Here is a 15,791-nt window from a genome sequence, read left to right on the forward strand (position 1 = left end):
TTTATTCGGGGAAATATCATATTAAGCAGATGGTAATTCGAGGTTTAGGCGCTCCAAGGTGCGCTTAATGATACTGCTATCAGGCCTTTGTTTTAGGCCTTGCTTCCAGATTTTCCATGCTTCGTCTTGTTCGCCAATGGCCCATAAATATTCGCCATAATGCGCGGCAATTTCATGATCTTCCATTAATTCAAACGCGCGTGCTAGCAATGGCCCTGCGTCTTTTATATTGCCTTGTCGGAAATACAGCCAACCCAAGCTATCGATAATCGCTGGGTTATTTGGTGCTAATTCCAAGGCGCGCTGAATTAAAGGTAGGGCTTCATCGAAGCGATCAGTGCGATCAGCTAGACTGTAGCCTAACGCATTTAGGGCTTCTGAATGATTAGGCTCTAATTTGATTAAGTAGCGTAAATCACTTTCCAATAAATCAAAGTTTTCTAGCTGTTCCGCTAGCATAGCGCGTGTATATAGTAGATCAGTATTATTAGGCTCAGTGGCAAGCGCATGACTAATCAAGTTCATGGCTTCTTCTTTTTCGCCATCTTTGCTTAACAGTTCTACTTCAATACGCGTGAGGTTAGTGTTTTCTTTTGGATAGGCGCGGCGCATGTCGTTTAGATACACTCTTGCGGCATTTAAGCCTTGCTCATCACTGATTAAGCGCGAAGCATTCAGGTGTGAAGGAAGAAACTCTCGGCTTTCTGTTACTTGCTCATAATGGCTAATAGCGAGTTCGGGATCTTTTTCAGTTTCTGCAATACGCCCTAAATAAAAATGCGCTTCATTTAGGTACTGCTGGCGCTCGACCAGCATTAATAAATGTTCACGCGCGGCAGGGATATTACCGAGTTCTTCCTCTATTAAACCTAACGATAAAATCACCGAGCTGTCATCTGGGAAGCGTTCGTTAACCTCCAAAAAGGCATCTCGTGCTTCTTCAATGCTGTGGTCTTGCAATAATAATTTGGCATGCAATACCGCAGCGGGCTTATTGTCTGGATGTTTCTTTTGAACTTTATCCAACCATTTTACGGCGGCTTCATTCTGCCCTGTTGCAGCTAATATGCGGCCTTTTTGTACCGCAGCGCTGACTTGTTCTGGATCTAGTTTCAATGCGTAATCTATGTGCTCTATCGCGGTATCAAACTGATTGAGATTTTGCTCAAGAATAGCGCGTGCATACCAAAGCGTTGCGTCAGTAGGGTAGCGTTCGCTGTATATCTCAAGATCATTGAGTACAGCTCGCTGTTCTTCAACACCAACTGAGCCCGTAGTGGCTGCTAAATAATCGAACTGACTAATCCCCGTAAGTTGCAGTAACTTTTCGAGATGGACCATAGCTTCGCTATATCGGTGTTGCTCAATCGCTAAATGCGCTGCTGCTTGTTGAGCCGCAGGATTCTCAGGGTCACTTTCTAACCATAGTCCTGCTGCTTCAACGGCATGCGGTACGCTGCCGACAAACTGAGCGATGCGTAATGCGCGTTCAGCAACCGCTGGATCATTGGTTTTGCGTGCCTGATCTAAATAGTTGTAGAGCGAAATATCATAACGCTGACGTTGACCGGCGATTTCGGCTACCAGTAAAGAATACAGCGTTGGTGCAGGGATAGGCCGATACACTGGCTCTTCTGCTGCAACAGGCTGTTCAACGGCGACGACATCGTCGGCAGCGCTTTGCTGCGATGAATTAAGGCTGGCACAGCCGTGTAGGGTAGATAAAGCCAGTGCGCACACTAGCCATGGTGCTCGTATTCTTTGTGTCATGCTCGCTACCGTAAAAGAGTTCTGTTGTGCGCGCTGATCACTTGCATTGTCAGACATATGAATAACAAACCTATGGATTCTGCTGCTATTTAGAGTCAGATACCGATTTAAGTCAAAGATTTCAGCGGTAAAGATATGTTTAGACGGCGAATAGGCCTAGATAAATTAGTGTTAATGGGTCTCTGCCGTTTATAATCGCCGCTTTTGTAATTGGGGTTGCTTGTTTTAGTTAAGCAACTCTCTGGAGAATTGGCCGCAAGAATGGGTATTTGGGCTCTCGGCATTAACCACAAGACAGCGCCTGTCGCGGTTCGCGAGCGCGTAGCATTTGACCCTGCCAGTATGTCGCAGGTGTTGAATACTATTCAATCGCTTGAGTCCGTTTCTGAAGTCGTGGTGTTGTCTACCTGCAATCGCACTGAGATTTACTGCTCGTCGGCAGATACTGGCCCCGCAGAAATTATTGAATGGTTATTATTACACCACAACATTAGCCGCCATGAAATTGAAAGCGCCTTATACAATTTAGGTGCTGACGAAGCCGTGCGCCATACCATGCGTGTTGCCAGTGGTTTGGACTCGTTAGTGCTAGGCGAACCACAAATTCTCGGTCAGATGAAATCCGCCTATGCCGTTGCCCAAGAAGCCGGCACAGTGGGTGCAGAGCTAGGACGCTTATTTCGCCAAACCTTCTCCATCGCAAAACGTGTTCGTACCGATACCGCGATTGGCCAAAATCCAGTATCCGTTGCTTTTGCTGCTGTGCGCATGGCGCAACATATTTTTGCTGATCTTAAAAATAGCCGTGCCTTGCTGATTGGTGCTGGTGAAACGATTGAGCTTGTTGCTCGTCATTTACACCACGCTGGGATCAAGAAAATGACCTTAGCCAATCGCACCTTGGCCCGTGCTCAGCACTTAGCGCAAGAGTTTCATGCGGAAGCTGTGTTGCTCGAAGATATTCCCAATGTTTTAGCTGAAGCTGATATTGTTATTTCGTCCACCGCTAGTCCATTACCGATTTTGGGTAAAGGGGCGGTAGAAAAGGCACTGAAGAAGCGTCGCCATAAGCCGATGTTTATGGTCGATATTGCTGTGCCGCGCGATATCGAAGAAGAAGTCGCCGAGTTAGCGGACGTATACCTTTATACGGTTGATGACCTGCGTGACATCATTGAAGAAAACGTTCGCTCGCGAGAAGATGCGGCCATACAAGCTGAAGAGCTAATTCTAGCGGGCGTCGAACATTTTATGCGCGAGCTAAAAGCGCTCGATGCGGTGAACACAGTCACAGATTTGCGTTCACATATTGAAGCGTTACGCGACGAACAACTGGAAAAAGCCTTAAAGCAGCTGCAAAACGGCGCAGATCCAGAGCGCGTGCTGAAGCAATTTGCACACACCTTTGGCAACAAAATAATGCATCGTCCTATGACCGCTTTACGCAAAGCCGGTGCCGAGGGGCGTTTAGAATTACTCGATTGGAGCCGCGAGCTGTTTCAGCTGGATGGCGATGATACCCCTGAGATAAATAACTGAATTCATGAAACCTTCGATACTGCAAAAATTAGAACAGCTTCGCGATCGTTACGAAGAAATCGGCTACCTGTTGTCGTCTCCTGAAATTATTTCGAATCAGGATAAATTCCGTACGTTGTCGAAAGAGTACAGCGAACTAGAAGACGTTGCCGCAGCCTACACCTCGTATGAGCAAGCACAGCAAGATCTAGAAGAAGCGAAAGCGCTGGCCAGCGACCCTGATCCTGAAATGCGCGCCATGGGGGAAGAAGAAATCGAAAGCAGCCGAGAGCGCTTAGAAGCACTCGAAGCCGATATCGAAATCTTGTTACTGCCAAAAGATCCAGATGACGGCCGCAACGTTATCGTCGAGGTTCGTGCCGGTACTGGCGGTGATGAAGCCGCTATCTTCGCTGGCGACTTGTATCGCATGTACACCCGTTTTGCTGAAACACAAGGCTGGCGTAGCGAGCTAATGACTGCCAGCGACGGTGAGCATGGCGGCTACAAAGAAGTGATCGTGCGCATTAGTGGCACCGACGTATATTCACGTTTGAAGTTTGAGTCGGGCGCACATCGCGTACAGCGCGTGCCAGAAACCGAAAGCCAAGGTCGTATCCATACGTCGGCTTGTACCGTTGCCGTGATGCCAGAAATCGAAGACGAAGCCGAGATTGACATCAATAAAGCCGATTTGCGTATAGATACCTTTCGCGCGTCCGGTGCGGGTGGTCAGCACGTTAACAAAACGGACTCTGCGATTCGTATTATCCATTTACCCACCGGTATGGTGGTTGAGTGTCAGGATGAACGTTCACAGCATAAGAACCGCGCTAAGGCGATGGCTGTACTGGCTACGCGTTTACGTGATGCGCAAAAACAAGCCGCTCAAGCCGCTCAAGCTGCCACTCGTAAGAGTTTAGTCGGGAGTGGTGACCGCTCAGAGCGAATTCGTACCTATAATTATCCTCAAGGGCGAGTAACGGATCACCGTATCAATTTAACCTTGTATAAGTTAGACGAGATCGTACAAGGGGATTTAACCCCAGTCATTGAGCCGCTTATTCGTGAACATCAAGCTAACTTGTTAGCGGAAATGGCAGGCAACTAAAATGTTGGTGAGTGTTTGATGACAACACCTAAGATCAGTTCGTCGACAAACCTCCCTACCATAGAGGCATGGATTACTGATGCGCGCGAGCAATTAGACGAGCATACGGAAAGTCCACGCCTCGACGCCGAATTAATCCTAGGACATGTGTTAGATAAGGACAGAACTTACCTTTACACCTGGGGGGACCGCCTACTAACCGTCGAACACTGTTTAACCGCCGATACTTTGTTGCAACGGCGTTTGCTCGGCGAACCTATCGCTTATGTGCTTGGTGAGCGTGAGTTTTGGTCACTGATGCTTGACGTCGCTCCATCAACATTGATTCCTCGTCCTGACACCGAAACATTAGTTGAGTGGGCGCTGAATCTGGCCTTGCCGCATGAAGCTAAAGTGATTGATTTGGGCACAGGAACCGGTGCAATAGCGTTGGCTCTAGCGTCTGAAAAACCAACTTGGGTTATCAGTGGCGTTGATTTCAATCCTGAAGCCGTCGCACTTGCTCAGCGCAATGCACTAAAAACACAACTGACGGTCACCTTTAAGCAAAGCTCGTGGTTTTCAGCCGTGCAGGGAGCGTATGACTTAATCGTAAGTAATCCGCCCTATATCGATCCCGTTGATCCACACCTCAGTCAGGGTGATGTACGTTTTGAACCGCGCACCGCGTTAGTTGCTGATGATCAAGGCATGGCGGATATTTACACCATTGTTCAACAGGCCCCGCGTTTTTTAAATCTTCAAGGTTGGCTGTTGCTAGAACACGGATTTGAACAAGCTGACGCCGTGTGCAACGCCTTGCGCGCGCGCGGTTTTACCGAAGTAGAAACCCAGCTAGATCTCGCCGGACAACCGCGTATTAGCGGTGGTCGCTGGCTAGGTGACGATTAATTCAGGCATATCGAAAGGGGGCGGGTATTGTATGAACGACGATCAGTTATTACGTTACAGCCGCCATCTCTTGCTATCCGATATCGACGTCGACGGTCAGCAAGCTTTGCTAGATGCACATGTCATGATTATTGGCCTTGGCGGCTTGGGCTCGCCGGTTGCCTTGTATCTCGCCGCTGCTGGTGTCGGTAAATTAAGTTTGGTCGATGACGACCATGTAGAAATCTCCAACTTACAGCGCCAAATAGCGCATCAGCAGGCAGCTGTTGGGCGCAGTAAAGTCGAATCGGCGGCAACCAGTTGCCAGCAATTAAATGCCGATGTGGTGGTTGAAGTATATCCATTTCGAGCCACTAATGAATGGCTGAATCATCATCTATCAGGCGTTAGTTTGGTGGTGGACTGCAGTGATAATGCGGCGGTTCGTTACGCTATTAATGCAAGGTGTGTAGCGCACGCTATTCCTTGGGTATCGGGTGCTGCGATTGGTTTTAGCGGTCAAGTCGCTGTGTTTGATCCGCGCGATTCTCTTAGCCCGTGCTATGGCTGTTTATATCCCAATTTGAATGATCAACAACTCAGTTGTGCCGAGGCCGGCGTTCTGTCGCCTTTAGTTGGTGTCATTGGCAGTATGCAAGCACTTGAAGCTTTGCGCTTGATATCACCGTTCGGTAGCCCGCAAGCAGGCTGGCTAGCTACCTATGATGCCAAGGCAGGTCAGTGGCAACGCTGGCAGCTGAGTAAGCGCTCCAACTGCCCACATTGCAATCCTGTCTGAACTAAATCTCTAAATTCGCTGCAGAGTCGCATGTTCTATTCGCGGGAAGTTCGACGCCAATGATTCAATTTTGGCCCAATAATACTTTATGCTTATATGGTTATTTTGATGAATTGGAGTAGTCTAAACGGTATTGGTAGTTAAAGTAGCTAACAGAAGGATGCTTACTTATGGCACGGGTTATTGTACTGGGCGCAGGAACGGGAGGTATGGCAGGGGCTTACGAAATTCGCGAATCGATTGGTTCTGAGCACCAAGTCACTGTTATTAACGAACGTGAAGATTTTCAGTTTGTACCTTCTAATCCGTGGATTGCGGTGGGTTGGCGAGAACGTCCGGATACCAGCTTTCCGATTCGACCGTATCTTGAAAAAAAGAACATTGAATTTATCTCTGCGGCCGTTACCGCAATAGACCCAAAACAGAACAGCCTTACGCTGGCTGACGGTCGGGTCGAAAATTACGATTATCTTGTTATTGCCACTGGCCCGAAATTGAACTTTGCCGCTATCGAAGGCGCAGGGCCACACGGTGGTCATACCCAATCTATCTGCGCGCTCGACCATGCCGAAACCTGTTTCGAAGATGTGAAAGCGCTGGCCGAAGAACCCGGTCCCGTCATTGTTGGTGCCATGCCGGGTGCCTCATGTTTTGGCCCGGCTTACGAATACGCGTTTATTCTTGATAAAGAACTGCGCAACCGTAAAACGCGCGACAAAGTTCCTATGACCTATGTGACCAGCGAGCCTTACATTGGCCACCTTGGTTTAGGCGGTGTGGGTGATTCTAAATCTATGCTCGAAAGTGAATTGCGCAATCGTCATATCCAGTGGATTACCAATGCTCAGGTCACTAAGGTTGAAGCGGGTAAAATGTTCGTTGATGAGCTGAATGATGATGGCTCGCTGAAAAAACAACATGAACTACCATTTAAACACTCGATGATGTTGCCATCCTTTGCCGGTGTTGACCCCGTTGCTGCGGTAAAAGAAATCTGTAACCCGAAAGGGTTCGTGATCATCGATGAACACCAGCGCAATCCTACTTATCCGAATATTTACTCGGCGGGTGTTTGCGTTGCTATTCCACCAGTTGAAGTAACCCCCGTACCAACCGGAACTCCTAAAACTGGCTACATGATTGAATCAATGATGACCGCCATTGCGCATAATCTAAAATCGGATTTAGCTGGAGAACCTGCAACGGCAAAAGGTACGTGGAGTGCAATTTGTCTAGCCGATATGGGCGATACCGGCGCTGCATTTGTGGCGATTCCACAGATTCCACCGCGTAACGTCACTTGGTTTAAAAAGGGGAAGTGGGTGCATGTGGCGAAAATCGCCTTCGAAAAATACTTTATTCATAAAATGAAAACCGGCTCCAGTGAGCCTATTTATGAAAAGTACACGTTAAAAGCTTTGGGTATTAATCGCTTAAAAGATGAATAGCCACTAGCACACGTAAACTAAGCCACGCCTAGCGTGGCTTTTTTGTATGTTGGATTGTTTGAGTTAAAAGCGAATAACAGAGTATTCTTGCAATACGTTCCTAAGGTAACAACACGATGACATCCCTTCGTAAGCCATCCGACAAATTGGGTATGCGCCCAGGCAGTTTGATTCATGTGGGCGATAGGCATCACGATGATTCTCTTATCACCGTTGTTGATTACACCCCCGACGAGATAACGACCATTACTGCGACAACGGCTGAAGAGATTTTCGCCTACCGCGAGCGTAAAAGTGTCACTTGGGTGGTGATCGAAGGCTTAACTGACGTTAGCTTGATAGAAAAAATTGGCGCAGAGTTTGGTATTCATCAACTCGTGCTTGAAGATATTCTAAATACTCATCAACGCCCTAAGTTTGAAGAATACGACGACTATCTATACATAGTGCTTAAATGTTTAGTGCCTGCCGAAAGAGATGAGTTTAGTGTTGAATACGAACAGGTCAGTTTAATCGTGCTTAACGACTACGTATTCACCTTTAAAGAAAAACGCGATGCCTTGTTTGATCCTATTCAAGTACGGTTAAATTCGAGCAAAGGCCGGTTTCGTAATCTCGGTGCCGATTACTTAACCTACGCCATTTTAGATACTGTAGTGGATCAAAACTTTGTGGTGATTGATTCGCTCGACGACGCCATTAACGATATCGAAGATCAGTTGCTCGATTCCCAATCGAACAAAGAAACCCTAAACACCATTCAACGCTTAAAGCGTGAAATTATTACCATGCGCCGTCAGGTCGCGCCGGTGCGCGAACTACTGGCTGCTATGTTGCGTAGCGAAACCAAACTTATTGATACGCAAACCCACATCTTTTTGCGCGATGTCGCCGATCACTCTATGCGTATTGTCGATTCGATAGAATCCTATCGCGATATATTAACTGGCTTGCTGGATGTTTATATTTCTAGCGTCAGTAACAAAATGAATGAAGTGATGAAAGTGCTGACCATATTCGCCTCCATTTTTATTCCGCTGACGTTTTTTGCTGGAATTTACGGCATGAATTTCGAGTACATGCCCGAGCTAAAATGGAAGTGGGGATATCCTGCTTTATGGGGCGTGTTCTTGTTAATAACCGCAGGGCTATTAGTTTTCTTCAGACGAAAAAAATGGCTGTAATCACAGCCATTTTTTATTCGATGTTGTAGCTTAATCGTTATTCTTCGCCAAACAGCGAACAGTCGATTAAATCGCACAAGCAATGAATCACCACCAAATGAACTTCTTGAATACGCGCCGTCACATTCGATGGTACGCGTACTTCAGCATCCTCGACGGTGAGTAGCGATGCCATGTGGCCGCCGTCTTTACCTGATAATGCAACCACCAACATATCGCGTTCGTGGGCGGCTTGAATCGCCTGCACTACGTTAGCCGAGTTACCGCTGGTGGATATAGCCAACAATACATCGCCTGGATTACCTAAAGCACGAATTTGCTTCGAGAACACTTCGTTATAGCTGTAGTCGTTAGCGATGGAGGTGATGGTCGAAGAATCGGTCGATAGTGCAATCGCCGGAAGACTAGGGCGCTCGCGCTCAAAACGATTAAGTAATTCTGAAGAAAAGTGCTGGGCATCACCGGCTGAACCGCCGTTACCACATGATAAGATCTTGCCGCCGCTAAGCAGGGCGTTAACCATAATTTGTGCTGCGTGCTCAATATAGGGCGGCAGCTCTTCAGCGGCTAATGTCTTGGTTTCGATACTGGCGCCGAAGTGGCTAATGATGCGATCTTGCACAATAAAGCTCCGAAATAGCAGGAAGCCATCATAAAGAAAAAGCCGATAGGTAGAAAGGTTTGCTTACTCAACAGCCTGTTTAAAACGCATTGCTAATCCATTCGAAGATAACCGGGTCGCCAGTACCTGACATAACATCAAATCGACAAGGCGGTTCGCGGCTACCAAAATGCTTTTGCAGGTAGTGTAGGGCAGCACGACGTAATCGCTGCTGTTTGTGGTAAGTAATGGTTTCTGCACCTGTGCCGTGCTCGGTGGTTTTACGATAGCGTACTTCCACAAACACTAAAGTATCGGCGTCGCGCATGATCAGATCAATTTCGCCGCCACGGGTGCGGTAATTGCGGGTAATAGGCACAAAGCCGCGTTGTATTAGCCACTCTTCGGCGTCTAATTCGCGGCGTTCGCCTGCGGCACGATGACTGCTATCGCCGGTTTTGCCTTTACTGGCACTCGACTTAGCCTTGTTGCGAGGTATCCACATGGTCTGGCCTCCTTGCCTGACACCTGTTGAATTGCTTTAACGCTTACATTAATTGCTTTCGCTTACTCGATGGCGAGCTGTACTGGCTCACCGGAGCGGAAGCGCGTGCATTCGGTTCTGCGATGAATACGACGTTGATCATCCAAGGTTAAAGCGCCTGTGGTTCCGAAAATTTGGCTCTCGGGGAAGGCTTCTAACTGCTTAACACGCGCAATCAAACGGTACGAATCCACGCCCATTGCATACAAGCGAGCGTAGCTGCCTTGCCCACCTTTCACCGATTTTTCTACGTCGTTATACAGCTCGGTATGGCGCAACAACCACGGCGCATCGCAGAAACGAATGCCATTTAAGTCGCGGTCGCGTTTTGGATCAACCGCCCCAGAAAATACATGCGACGTCGCATACACAGGAAGATCAGCGGCAAAGTTAAACGCTAGTGTTGGTTTGATTTGGCGCGCTTGTGCCGGCAAAGCCACTAAAAAAACCCAATCGACATCTTCACGACGGCGCGGCTCAAACTCAGTGCTTTGGCGTAATAACGACCGCATGGTTTTATAACGCTGCTGGCTGTCTTCAACGTTGAGCAGAGCTTTAATTTCTGGGTTAAAGTCTTTTTGCGGTGCGTAAAAACGGTTCTCGCCGATTTCACCACCTAACTCCAACCAGCGCTGTTCAAACGCCGCGAAAATACGTTCACCCCAATTGCCTTCAGGAATCATCACCAAAGCACGACGATGACCATCTTGCCAAGCGCGCTCAGCAATTTGAACGGCCTCGTCTTCTGCGGCTAAACCAAATTGATAAAGATTCGCCGACGGGATTTGACCTTCATCGTCACTGCGGTCGCCATAATTTAACGCCAGCGTTGGCATTGGCAGCATAGGTGCGGTTTGCAACGCCTGAACATCGGGTTTACTCACAGGTCCAACCAACCACTGTGCGCCTGCTCGCTGCGCATCGGCATAAGCACGGCTGAGGTTATATGGTAGGTTGTAAACTTCTGCAGGAGGAGTAACGCTCATAGCATCGACGGTTACCGTTGGCTCTGCCACGGGTACATCGCCCAGCAGCAACGGATTTTGGGTAAAAGCGGGTTGTGGCGCGGGGGCTTCAGCCGGGTATTGCTCGCTGTCCAACAAGGTAATAGCAGGTACTAAATAACCCTTACTCAGCGCCGCAAAATACGCTGCCATAAAACCATCGCGAATCGCAGCACCGGTGCGCTCTAAACGACCCGTTAAAGGTAGCAATAACGCCACTCGAGTAGGGCGGTTGGCGGCAATGTCTTCTAACATCGACAACGAACCGGGTAACTGCATACTTGCCGGATGCCCGGGGTTGGCATTACGCCAAGCCATAATCGCGGCTAAATGTTCATCTAGCGTATAGGTATTGCTCTTACTGATTGCCGCTAACTGCAGCCAACCACCAAAACGCGTATCGGGGGATTTTTCTGCCCAGCTGAGTAACTCGCCATCGGGGATTTGCATTAAATCCAACCACAGGCGCTCTTGGTTGCTTTGTTTTATATCGCCAACCAACACGCCAGAAATAAAATCCCGCTCGCGCGCTGCTTGCAAAAACTGGCCATCGGCTTCGTACACGGCCGCCGTTAACCAACCGGCTTGCTGCTCTTGCTGCGGCGTGGCCGAGTCGATTCGGGCAGAGAATTGATCGAGGTAGCTTTGCGCCAACACAGTATCGCCTTCGCCAATCGCAACGCGAGCCGACAGCAATAACCAATCTAATTGTTGGCTAGGCGAGAGCGAACTACCTTCGAGTAGTTGCAATTGCAGCCCGGCATTGCGAAACTCGCCTGCATTCAGATTTTCGACAACCAGCTCAAAGCGCTGGTTGTTATCCAGTGCGGACTCCAGAAAAGCTCGATCATCCTGTTGAGGAGTCGTCGAGCAAGCACTTAGTCCGATACAACCGCTTATTACCGCTACGGTGGCAAAACGGCGTAACCAGAATTCAGGTAAATATCCCTGCATGACCTCTGTTCCAAATATACAAGCCGGCACGTTATACGTAGTCGCGACTCCGATTGGTAATCTCGCCGACCTCAGCGTACGTGCGCAGCAAGTACTGAGTTCAGTCGATGTAATTGCCTGCGAGGATACCAGACATACGCAAAGATTACTGCAGCATCTGGGCCTTCGCAAAGCACTGTTGTCGGTACACGACCACAACGAAAGGGATCGTATTGAGCAGGTTGCTAGTCAGCTTAGCCAAGGTCGAAACATGGCCTTAGTATCGGATGCTGGAACCCCGCTGATTTCCGACCCCGGCTACCCGTTAGTGCAAGCGTTGCGCGAAATGGGGCATAAGGTTGTACCGATTCCCGGGCCTAGTGCCATCATCACCGCACTCAGCGCCGCAGGCCTACCAACAGACCGCTTTTTGTTTGAAGGGTTCATGCCGCACAAAGCCAGTGGCCGTCGTGAGCGCTTAGCACCGCTGGCGCAAGAAACCGCCACCATTGTGTTTTATGAATCGAAACACCGCATTATCGAAACCCTAACCCTTATGGAAGAATGTTTCGGCCCCGACCGCCTCGCCTGCGTCGCGCGCGAACTCACCAAAGCCTTTGAAACCTTCTACCACGGCACACTCGGTAATATTCGCACCCAACTACTGGCCGACGCCGACCAGCAAAAAGGCGAATTCGTGGTGATGGTTGCCGGTAACCCAGAACCTATATCTGGCTCAGAGGTTGATACCGAAAAACTGTTTAAATTGCTGCTAGCCGAATTACCACCGAAAAAAGCCGCCGGTATTATTGCCGAGCTAACTGGCGAGAATAAAAAAGTACTGTATCAGAAAGCGCTAGAGATGCAGGGGAAGGTGTAGGAGCGAAACTTTTTCGCCTCCTACGTTCGGTAGGAGGTTTTATTTTCCTCGACCAGCTTCTAGAATCGGAAGGCCAGCTTCTGTTGGGATATAGATCCTTTCGCCTTTTCCGTCATGAAGACCTTTAATCCATATGTACCTAAGGTACTCTTCGTTTCCTTTCAGCGATTCACCAATTATTCGGTTTGCTTCAGCAGCCGCTTTGGCACTTTCGATATCGGCCAAACCTTCAGCTTTGGCCTTAACTATTTGAGCTTCGCCTTCGGCCTGAGCCAATGTTACTCGGGCTTTGGCTTGCATAAGCGACGCTGTTTCTTGTGCTTTGGCTTCTTCGATCAATATTTGCTTTGACCACTCGGCTTCTTTGAGAGCAGCTCTTCCATGCATTTCCATTCGATATAAGTTGTACTTTGGCCAGCTCCACATTAACAACCCAATGGATATAATTACTGCAAAAAATAGAAATGCTAATGTGCCTAGTGCTAATGCTTGCCTGTTTTGATACACGCGGATTTCCTATTGGTGAATGAAGTTGCGATATTATAGGGCATTTTAAAGCCGTTAGATTTGTCAGAACAGAATAATGAGTAAGTCGTATGAAATTGCATTCATACGACGATCACTCACAACAAACCTTTTTCGTATTTATCGCCCAAGTCTTTCCAAAATCGAAGCAAGCCAAAATCATTGAGTAATTCGTAATCCAAGCTCAGGGATGTCGGCTCATAATAATCGGGGTCAGCATCAACCCCTTTAGAATCCCTTGACCTGTTTTTAAGGGCATAACCCCGAGTCGTACTGCCCACAGTCAGCATCTCACCATCAACGTCTTCATCTTTGCTGATCATAGCGCCAGCATGTAAGCCACCTGCGGCGGGGGGGCGCTGAAAATCAGCGAGGGCTTTAGGGAACCAGCTAAGAACCTTTAAAGGAAAATCGTACTGATCACAAGTGTAATGGTCCTGTCCTCCCCAATGATCATCATAAGTTAGTACGATGGATAGATAATTCCCTCTTTTTATGAACATATATAAAGGGTCATCTTGCTTGTAGCCTTCTCTCAATTGACCAATAACAACTGCGTCATCGGGAAGTTGATCGTGGCGTTCTATTTTGGGCAAAGGTGGTAATAAGGGGTAATTTTGTACGTAGCTCATATTGGGCTTAATCCTGGTAGGATAGTGATCGCATTTTTTTGGTCTAGTTGAGACAAGTTTACTTCGTTACGTTCAAAGTTCAGCGTTTCGACCACACCGTATTCTTGTTTGACGGTAGGGTTGTTGTTTTTGGTTAGTCCATTCCCGAGATAGTCGTCATTATTGCCAATCGCTTCGTGCATTTCAAAACGCTGCTTCATCAGAGCTTTGTCGGAACTACTAAGATCCGTTGTATTTAAGTGATTTTCGAAGTTCTTTGCTGACCATTTTTTGTCAAAAGCACCAGCATCTTGCGCCGCTTTATACTGACTAGAATATTCCGACTGAAACTCTGGCGTCATAACCTTGTCGGTAAATGATTTAGGAAAATCATCTGGCAATTCTGTATTGGCAAACTCGCTAACATTTTCAAACGTTGCCGAAACACTTTTTACACCCGTCAGTGGGGCAGCGGCTTGGCTATCGACGATCACCAGTGAGTAATTGGCATTGGGGTCATAGGTTAAACCGAGTTTCTGCGAGATCAACCTTGGATCCGTATCAGCGTCTTCTAATTGATCAAAGCTGGTAGACCAATATTTCGCTCCAGTACCTGATTTACCGGTCATTGATCTTCCCATAGACCCACTTAAAGGCACATCAGGGGGGATCTCTATGATTCAGGTAATTGGTTTCCATAAAGCGAACTTGATAGCGGTCACTACCAATATCACCATTTTTCGCAATATCTTGGAGTTCAGCATCGGAGTATTTAGGTGTATAACCATTGGCAGCAATCTCTTCTCGCCTAGCCGCTAAGATACTCTTAGCATCCGTTAGGTTTTTGGGTTCAACCTTCTTATTTGCCTTTTTACTAACCTTTCCATCCTCTGCCCCATGCGCATCGGTCTTCTTCGCTTGAATTTCATCTGTATCAAAGTTTGAAAACTTGGCGCTATTCCCTTTAGCCTTGCGTTTTTTGCCTTCGAGTTTTAGCTTGCGTGTGGCTTCGGCGTAGTCTTTCACAAATTGATAGAGCATGTCGCGCAGGCTTGGGTCTTCGATCACCAAGCTGGCCATCGCCATGGCTTCGTCAATTTGTTGTTCGGTGATTTGTGTAGGGTCGAAGCCTAGCGCTTCTACCAGTTCGCGCTTTTCGCCTTTTACGTAGGTTTCGGAGTAGGTTTTAGAAAAGTCGTCCGATTCTCATGCTGCTTGCAGGGCGCGGGCGGCATGCTGCATTTTTACAAAGGGGTTTACGACGTCGCTCACTTCTTTTAGCCATACCACCATGCCCCAAGCGGATGAGCCAACGCCTTGCATAAACGCACCGGTGTAAATGACGCCTTTCATCACGGTGGTTTCTTTATCCATCTGCTTTTGATACATGGCTGCTTCGGCGCGTTCGCCAGCGACTCTGGCCATTAATGCATTGCGGATTTTTACTCGTAGTTCGTTGCGCGGATCAGGTTCGTCGTCGTTGATGGCGAGCGCAGTGCCGATTTTTTCAATCGTGAGATACGAATTGCTTAGTGCTGAGCAAAGCGCATCTTGCGGTCTACAGGGTAAATTGGGGATATTGACGAGCGCATTGAAATAGAAGTGGTTGTGGGCTTGTTGAAGCCCATTGGCAGGCATGGTGCTGAGTAAGTTGTCAGCCAGTAGTGAGCTGCCAGCGCCCAGATTTTCGGGATGCCAAAATCGTGGGCCTGCGCCTTTACGAATGCGGTAACGGTTGCCGCTCTTATCTTCTAACTCGAAATCGGCCATATCCCTATATTATTCCCATTTAGTCCATTATTGCTGCGGGTATTGAGCTGCATACGTAGCAAAATACCGAGGGGGATATTAAGCGGTTAGGGTGTTGGCTTCAATGGGGTTCTTTTTCTCAGCTTGCGTAATCTTGTCTGAGGTGAACTTCTTTTGTTAGGTTCTGATTACGTGTTCGTGTTTTTAACATCACTGATGTACTAGAGAAAAGCTAATAAATTAT

16 protein-coding genes are annotated in these 15,791 nt (G+C 48.0%); 7 read left to right on the forward strand and 9 right to left on the reverse strand.

What is annotated here, in order from left to right:
* Positions 1–21 precede the first annotated feature (21 nt).
* A complete protein-coding gene (locus TOL_RS04040) occupies positions 22–1,827 on the reverse strand; it encodes a tetratricopeptide repeat protein (RefSeq protein ID WP_015486007.1) in 1,806 nt (601 codons plus the stop codon).
* A gap of 204 nt (positions 1,828–2,031) precedes the next feature.
* Here TOL_RS04040 and hemA point away from each other — a divergent pair, with 204 nt between their 5' ends.
* The 6 genes from hemA (at position 2,032) to corA (ending at position 8,700) form a co-directional block, all read left to right on the forward strand.
* On the forward strand, positions 2,032–3,309 hold the full coding sequence (gene hemA / locus TOL_RS04045) for a glutamyl-tRNA reductase (protein WP_015486008.1): 1,278 nt from the start codon (positions 2,032–2,034) through the stop codon (positions 3,307–3,309).
* A 4-nt stretch (positions 3,310–3,313) separates the two neighbouring features.
* Positions 3,314–4,399 (forward strand): peptide chain release factor 1, encoded by a 1,086-nt coding sequence (gene prfA, locus TOL_RS04050; protein ID WP_015486009.1) that lies wholly within the window; start codon positions 3,314–3,316, stop codon positions 4,397–4,399.
* A gap of 18 nt (positions 4,400–4,417) precedes the next feature.
* Positions 4,418–5,290 (forward strand): peptide chain release factor N(5)-glutamine methyltransferase, encoded by an 873-nt coding sequence (gene prmC, locus TOL_RS04055; protein WP_015486010.1) that lies wholly within the window; start codon positions 4,418–4,420, stop codon positions 5,288–5,290.
* 31 nt (positions 5,291–5,321) lie between these two features.
* The gene (locus TOL_RS04060; protein WP_015486011.1) at positions 5,322–6,068 is read left to right on the forward strand and encodes a HesA/MoeB/ThiF family protein; all 747 of its coding nucleotides are present in this window, start codon (positions 5,322–5,324) and stop codon (positions 6,066–6,068) included.
* 170 nt (positions 6,069–6,238) lie between these two features.
* Complete coding sequence (locus TOL_RS04065) at positions 6,239–7,516, forward strand: NAD(P)/FAD-dependent oxidoreductase (RefSeq protein ID WP_015486012.1); 1,278 nt, start codon at positions 6,239–6,241, stop codon at positions 7,514–7,516.
* Between the two features lie 116 nt (positions 7,517–7,632).
* Positions 7,633–8,700 carry a magnesium/cobalt transporter CorA gene (gene corA, locus TOL_RS04070; protein WP_015486013.1) on the forward strand — a complete coding sequence of 356 codons (1,068 nt, stop codon included), beginning with the start codon at positions 7,633–7,635 and terminating at the stop codon, positions 8,698–8,700.
* A gap of 37 nt (positions 8,701–8,737) precedes the next feature.
* Here the strand turns inward: corA and TOL_RS04075 are convergent, their stop codons facing one another.
* From TOL_RS04075 to TOL_RS18155, 3 genes are all read right to left on the reverse strand, one after another.
* Positions 8,738–9,322 (reverse strand): phosphoheptose isomerase, encoded by a 585-nt coding sequence (locus TOL_RS04075; RefSeq protein ID WP_015486014.1) that lies wholly within the window; start codon positions 9,320–9,322, stop codon positions 8,738–8,740.
* A 79-nt stretch (positions 9,323–9,401) separates the two neighbouring features.
* Entirely contained in the window at positions 9,402–9,806 is a 405-nt protein-coding gene (locus TOL_RS04080) for a YraN family protein (protein ID WP_015486015.1), read from the reverse strand.
* A 62-nt stretch (positions 9,807–9,868) separates the two neighbouring features.
* Positions 9,869–11,803 (reverse strand): penicillin-binding protein activator, encoded by a 1,935-nt coding sequence (locus TOL_RS18155; protein ID WP_015486016.1) that lies wholly within the window; start codon positions 11,801–11,803, stop codon positions 9,869–9,871.
* Here TOL_RS18155 and rsmI point away from each other — a divergent pair.
* Positions 11,802–12,662 carry a 16S rRNA (cytidine(1402)-2'-O)-methyltransferase gene (gene rsmI, locus TOL_RS04090; RefSeq protein WP_015486017.1) on the forward strand — a complete coding sequence of 287 codons (861 nt, stop codon included), beginning with the start codon at positions 11,802–11,804 and terminating at the stop codon, positions 12,660–12,662. The two genes, TOL_RS18155 and rsmI, sit on opposite strands and share 2 nt — an antisense overlap.
* Before the next feature lie 39 nt (positions 12,663–12,701).
* On the opposite strand, the gene TOL_RS04095 is transcribed toward rsmI, so the two are convergent.
* From TOL_RS04095 to TOL_RS19245, 5 genes are all read right to left on the reverse strand, one after another.
* Positions 12,702–13,169, reverse strand: coding sequence for an SPFH domain-containing protein (locus tag TOL_RS04095; protein WP_015486018.1), 468 nt, complete (start codon positions 13,167–13,169; stop codon positions 12,702–12,704).
* A 116-nt stretch (positions 13,170–13,285) separates the two neighbouring features.
* The gene (locus TOL_RS04100; RefSeq protein ID WP_015486019.1) at positions 13,286–13,819 is read right to left on the reverse strand and encodes a hypothetical protein; all 534 of its coding nucleotides are present in this window, start codon (positions 13,817–13,819) and stop codon (positions 13,286–13,288) included.
* Positions 13,816–14,427 (reverse strand): hypothetical protein, encoded by a 612-nt coding sequence (locus TOL_RS04105; protein WP_197537905.1) that lies wholly within the window; start codon positions 14,425–14,427, stop codon positions 13,816–13,818. Before TOL_RS04105 ends, TOL_RS04100 begins: the two co-directional genes overlap by 4 nt.
* A 31-nt stretch (positions 14,428–14,458) precedes the next feature.
* Positions 14,459–14,884 carry a hypothetical protein gene (locus tag TOL_RS19240; RefSeq protein ID WP_015486021.1) on the reverse strand — a complete coding sequence of 142 codons (426 nt, stop codon included), beginning with the start codon at positions 14,882–14,884 and terminating at the stop codon, positions 14,459–14,461.
* 120 nt (positions 14,885–15,004) lie between these two features.
* Positions 15,005–15,568, reverse strand: coding sequence for a hypothetical protein (locus tag TOL_RS19245; RefSeq protein WP_015486022.1), 564 nt, complete (start codon positions 15,566–15,568; stop codon positions 15,005–15,007).
* Between the last annotated feature and the right edge of the window lie 223 nt (positions 15,569–15,791).

The sequence above is a fragment of the Thalassolituus oleivorans MIL-1 genome (genome assembly GCF_000355675.1).
In the GTDB taxonomy this organism is placed as follows: Bacteria; Pseudomonadota; Gammaproteobacteria; order Pseudomonadales; family Oceanobacteraceae; genus Thalassolituus; species Thalassolituus oleivorans.

Bases quoted from the DNA above. Each gene is read 5' to 3' on its own strand.
- TOL_RS04040 (WP_015486007.1), bottom strand. From the start codon at position 1,827: ATGTCTGACAATGCAAGTGATCAGCGCGCACAACAGAACTCTTTTACG.
- hemA (WP_015486008.1), top strand. From the start codon at position 2,032: ATGGGTATTTGGGCTCTCGGCATTAACCACAAGACAGCGCCTGTCGCG.
- prfA (WP_015486009.1), top strand. From the start codon at position 3,314: ATGAAACCTTCGATACTGCAAAAATTAGAACAGCTTCGCGATCGTTAC.
- prmC (WP_015486010.1), top strand. From the start codon at position 4,418: ATGACAACACCTAAGATCAGTTCGTCGACAAACCTCCCTACCATAGAG.
- TOL_RS04060 (WP_015486011.1), top strand. From the start codon at position 5,322: ATGAACGACGATCAGTTATTACGTTACAGCCGCCATCTCTTGCTATCC.
- TOL_RS04065 (WP_015486012.1), top strand. From the start codon at position 6,239: ATGGCACGGGTTATTGTACTGGGCGCAGGAACGGGAGGTATGGCAGGG.
- corA (WP_015486013.1), top strand. From the start codon at position 7,633: ATGACATCCCTTCGTAAGCCATCCGACAAATTGGGTATGCGCCCAGGC.
- TOL_RS04080 (WP_015486015.1), bottom strand. From the start codon at position 9,806: ATGTGGATACCTCGCAACAAGGCTAAGTCGAGTGCCAGTAAAGGCAAA.
- rsmI (WP_015486017.1), top strand. From the start codon at position 11,802: ATGACCTCTGTTCCAAATATACAAGCCGGCACGTTATACGTAGTCGCG.
- TOL_RS18155 (WP_015486016.1), bottom strand. From the start codon at position 11,803: ATGCAGGGATATTTACCTGAATTCTGGTTACGCCGTTTTGCCACCGTA.
- TOL_RS04100 (WP_015486019.1), bottom strand. From the start codon at position 13,819: ATGAGCTACGTACAAAATTACCCCTTATTACCACCTTTGCCCAAAATA.
- TOL_RS04105 (WP_197537905.1), bottom strand. From the start codon at position 14,427: ATGACCGGTAAATCAGGTACTGGAGCGAAATATTGGTCTACCAGCTTT.
- TOL_RS19240 (WP_015486021.1), bottom strand. From the start codon at position 14,884: ATGGCGATGGCCAGCTTGGTGATCGAAGACCCAAGCCTGCGCGACATG.
- TOL_RS19245 (WP_015486022.1), bottom strand. From the start codon at position 15,568: ATGGCCGATTTCGAGTTAGAAGATAAGAGCGGCAACCGTTACCGCATT.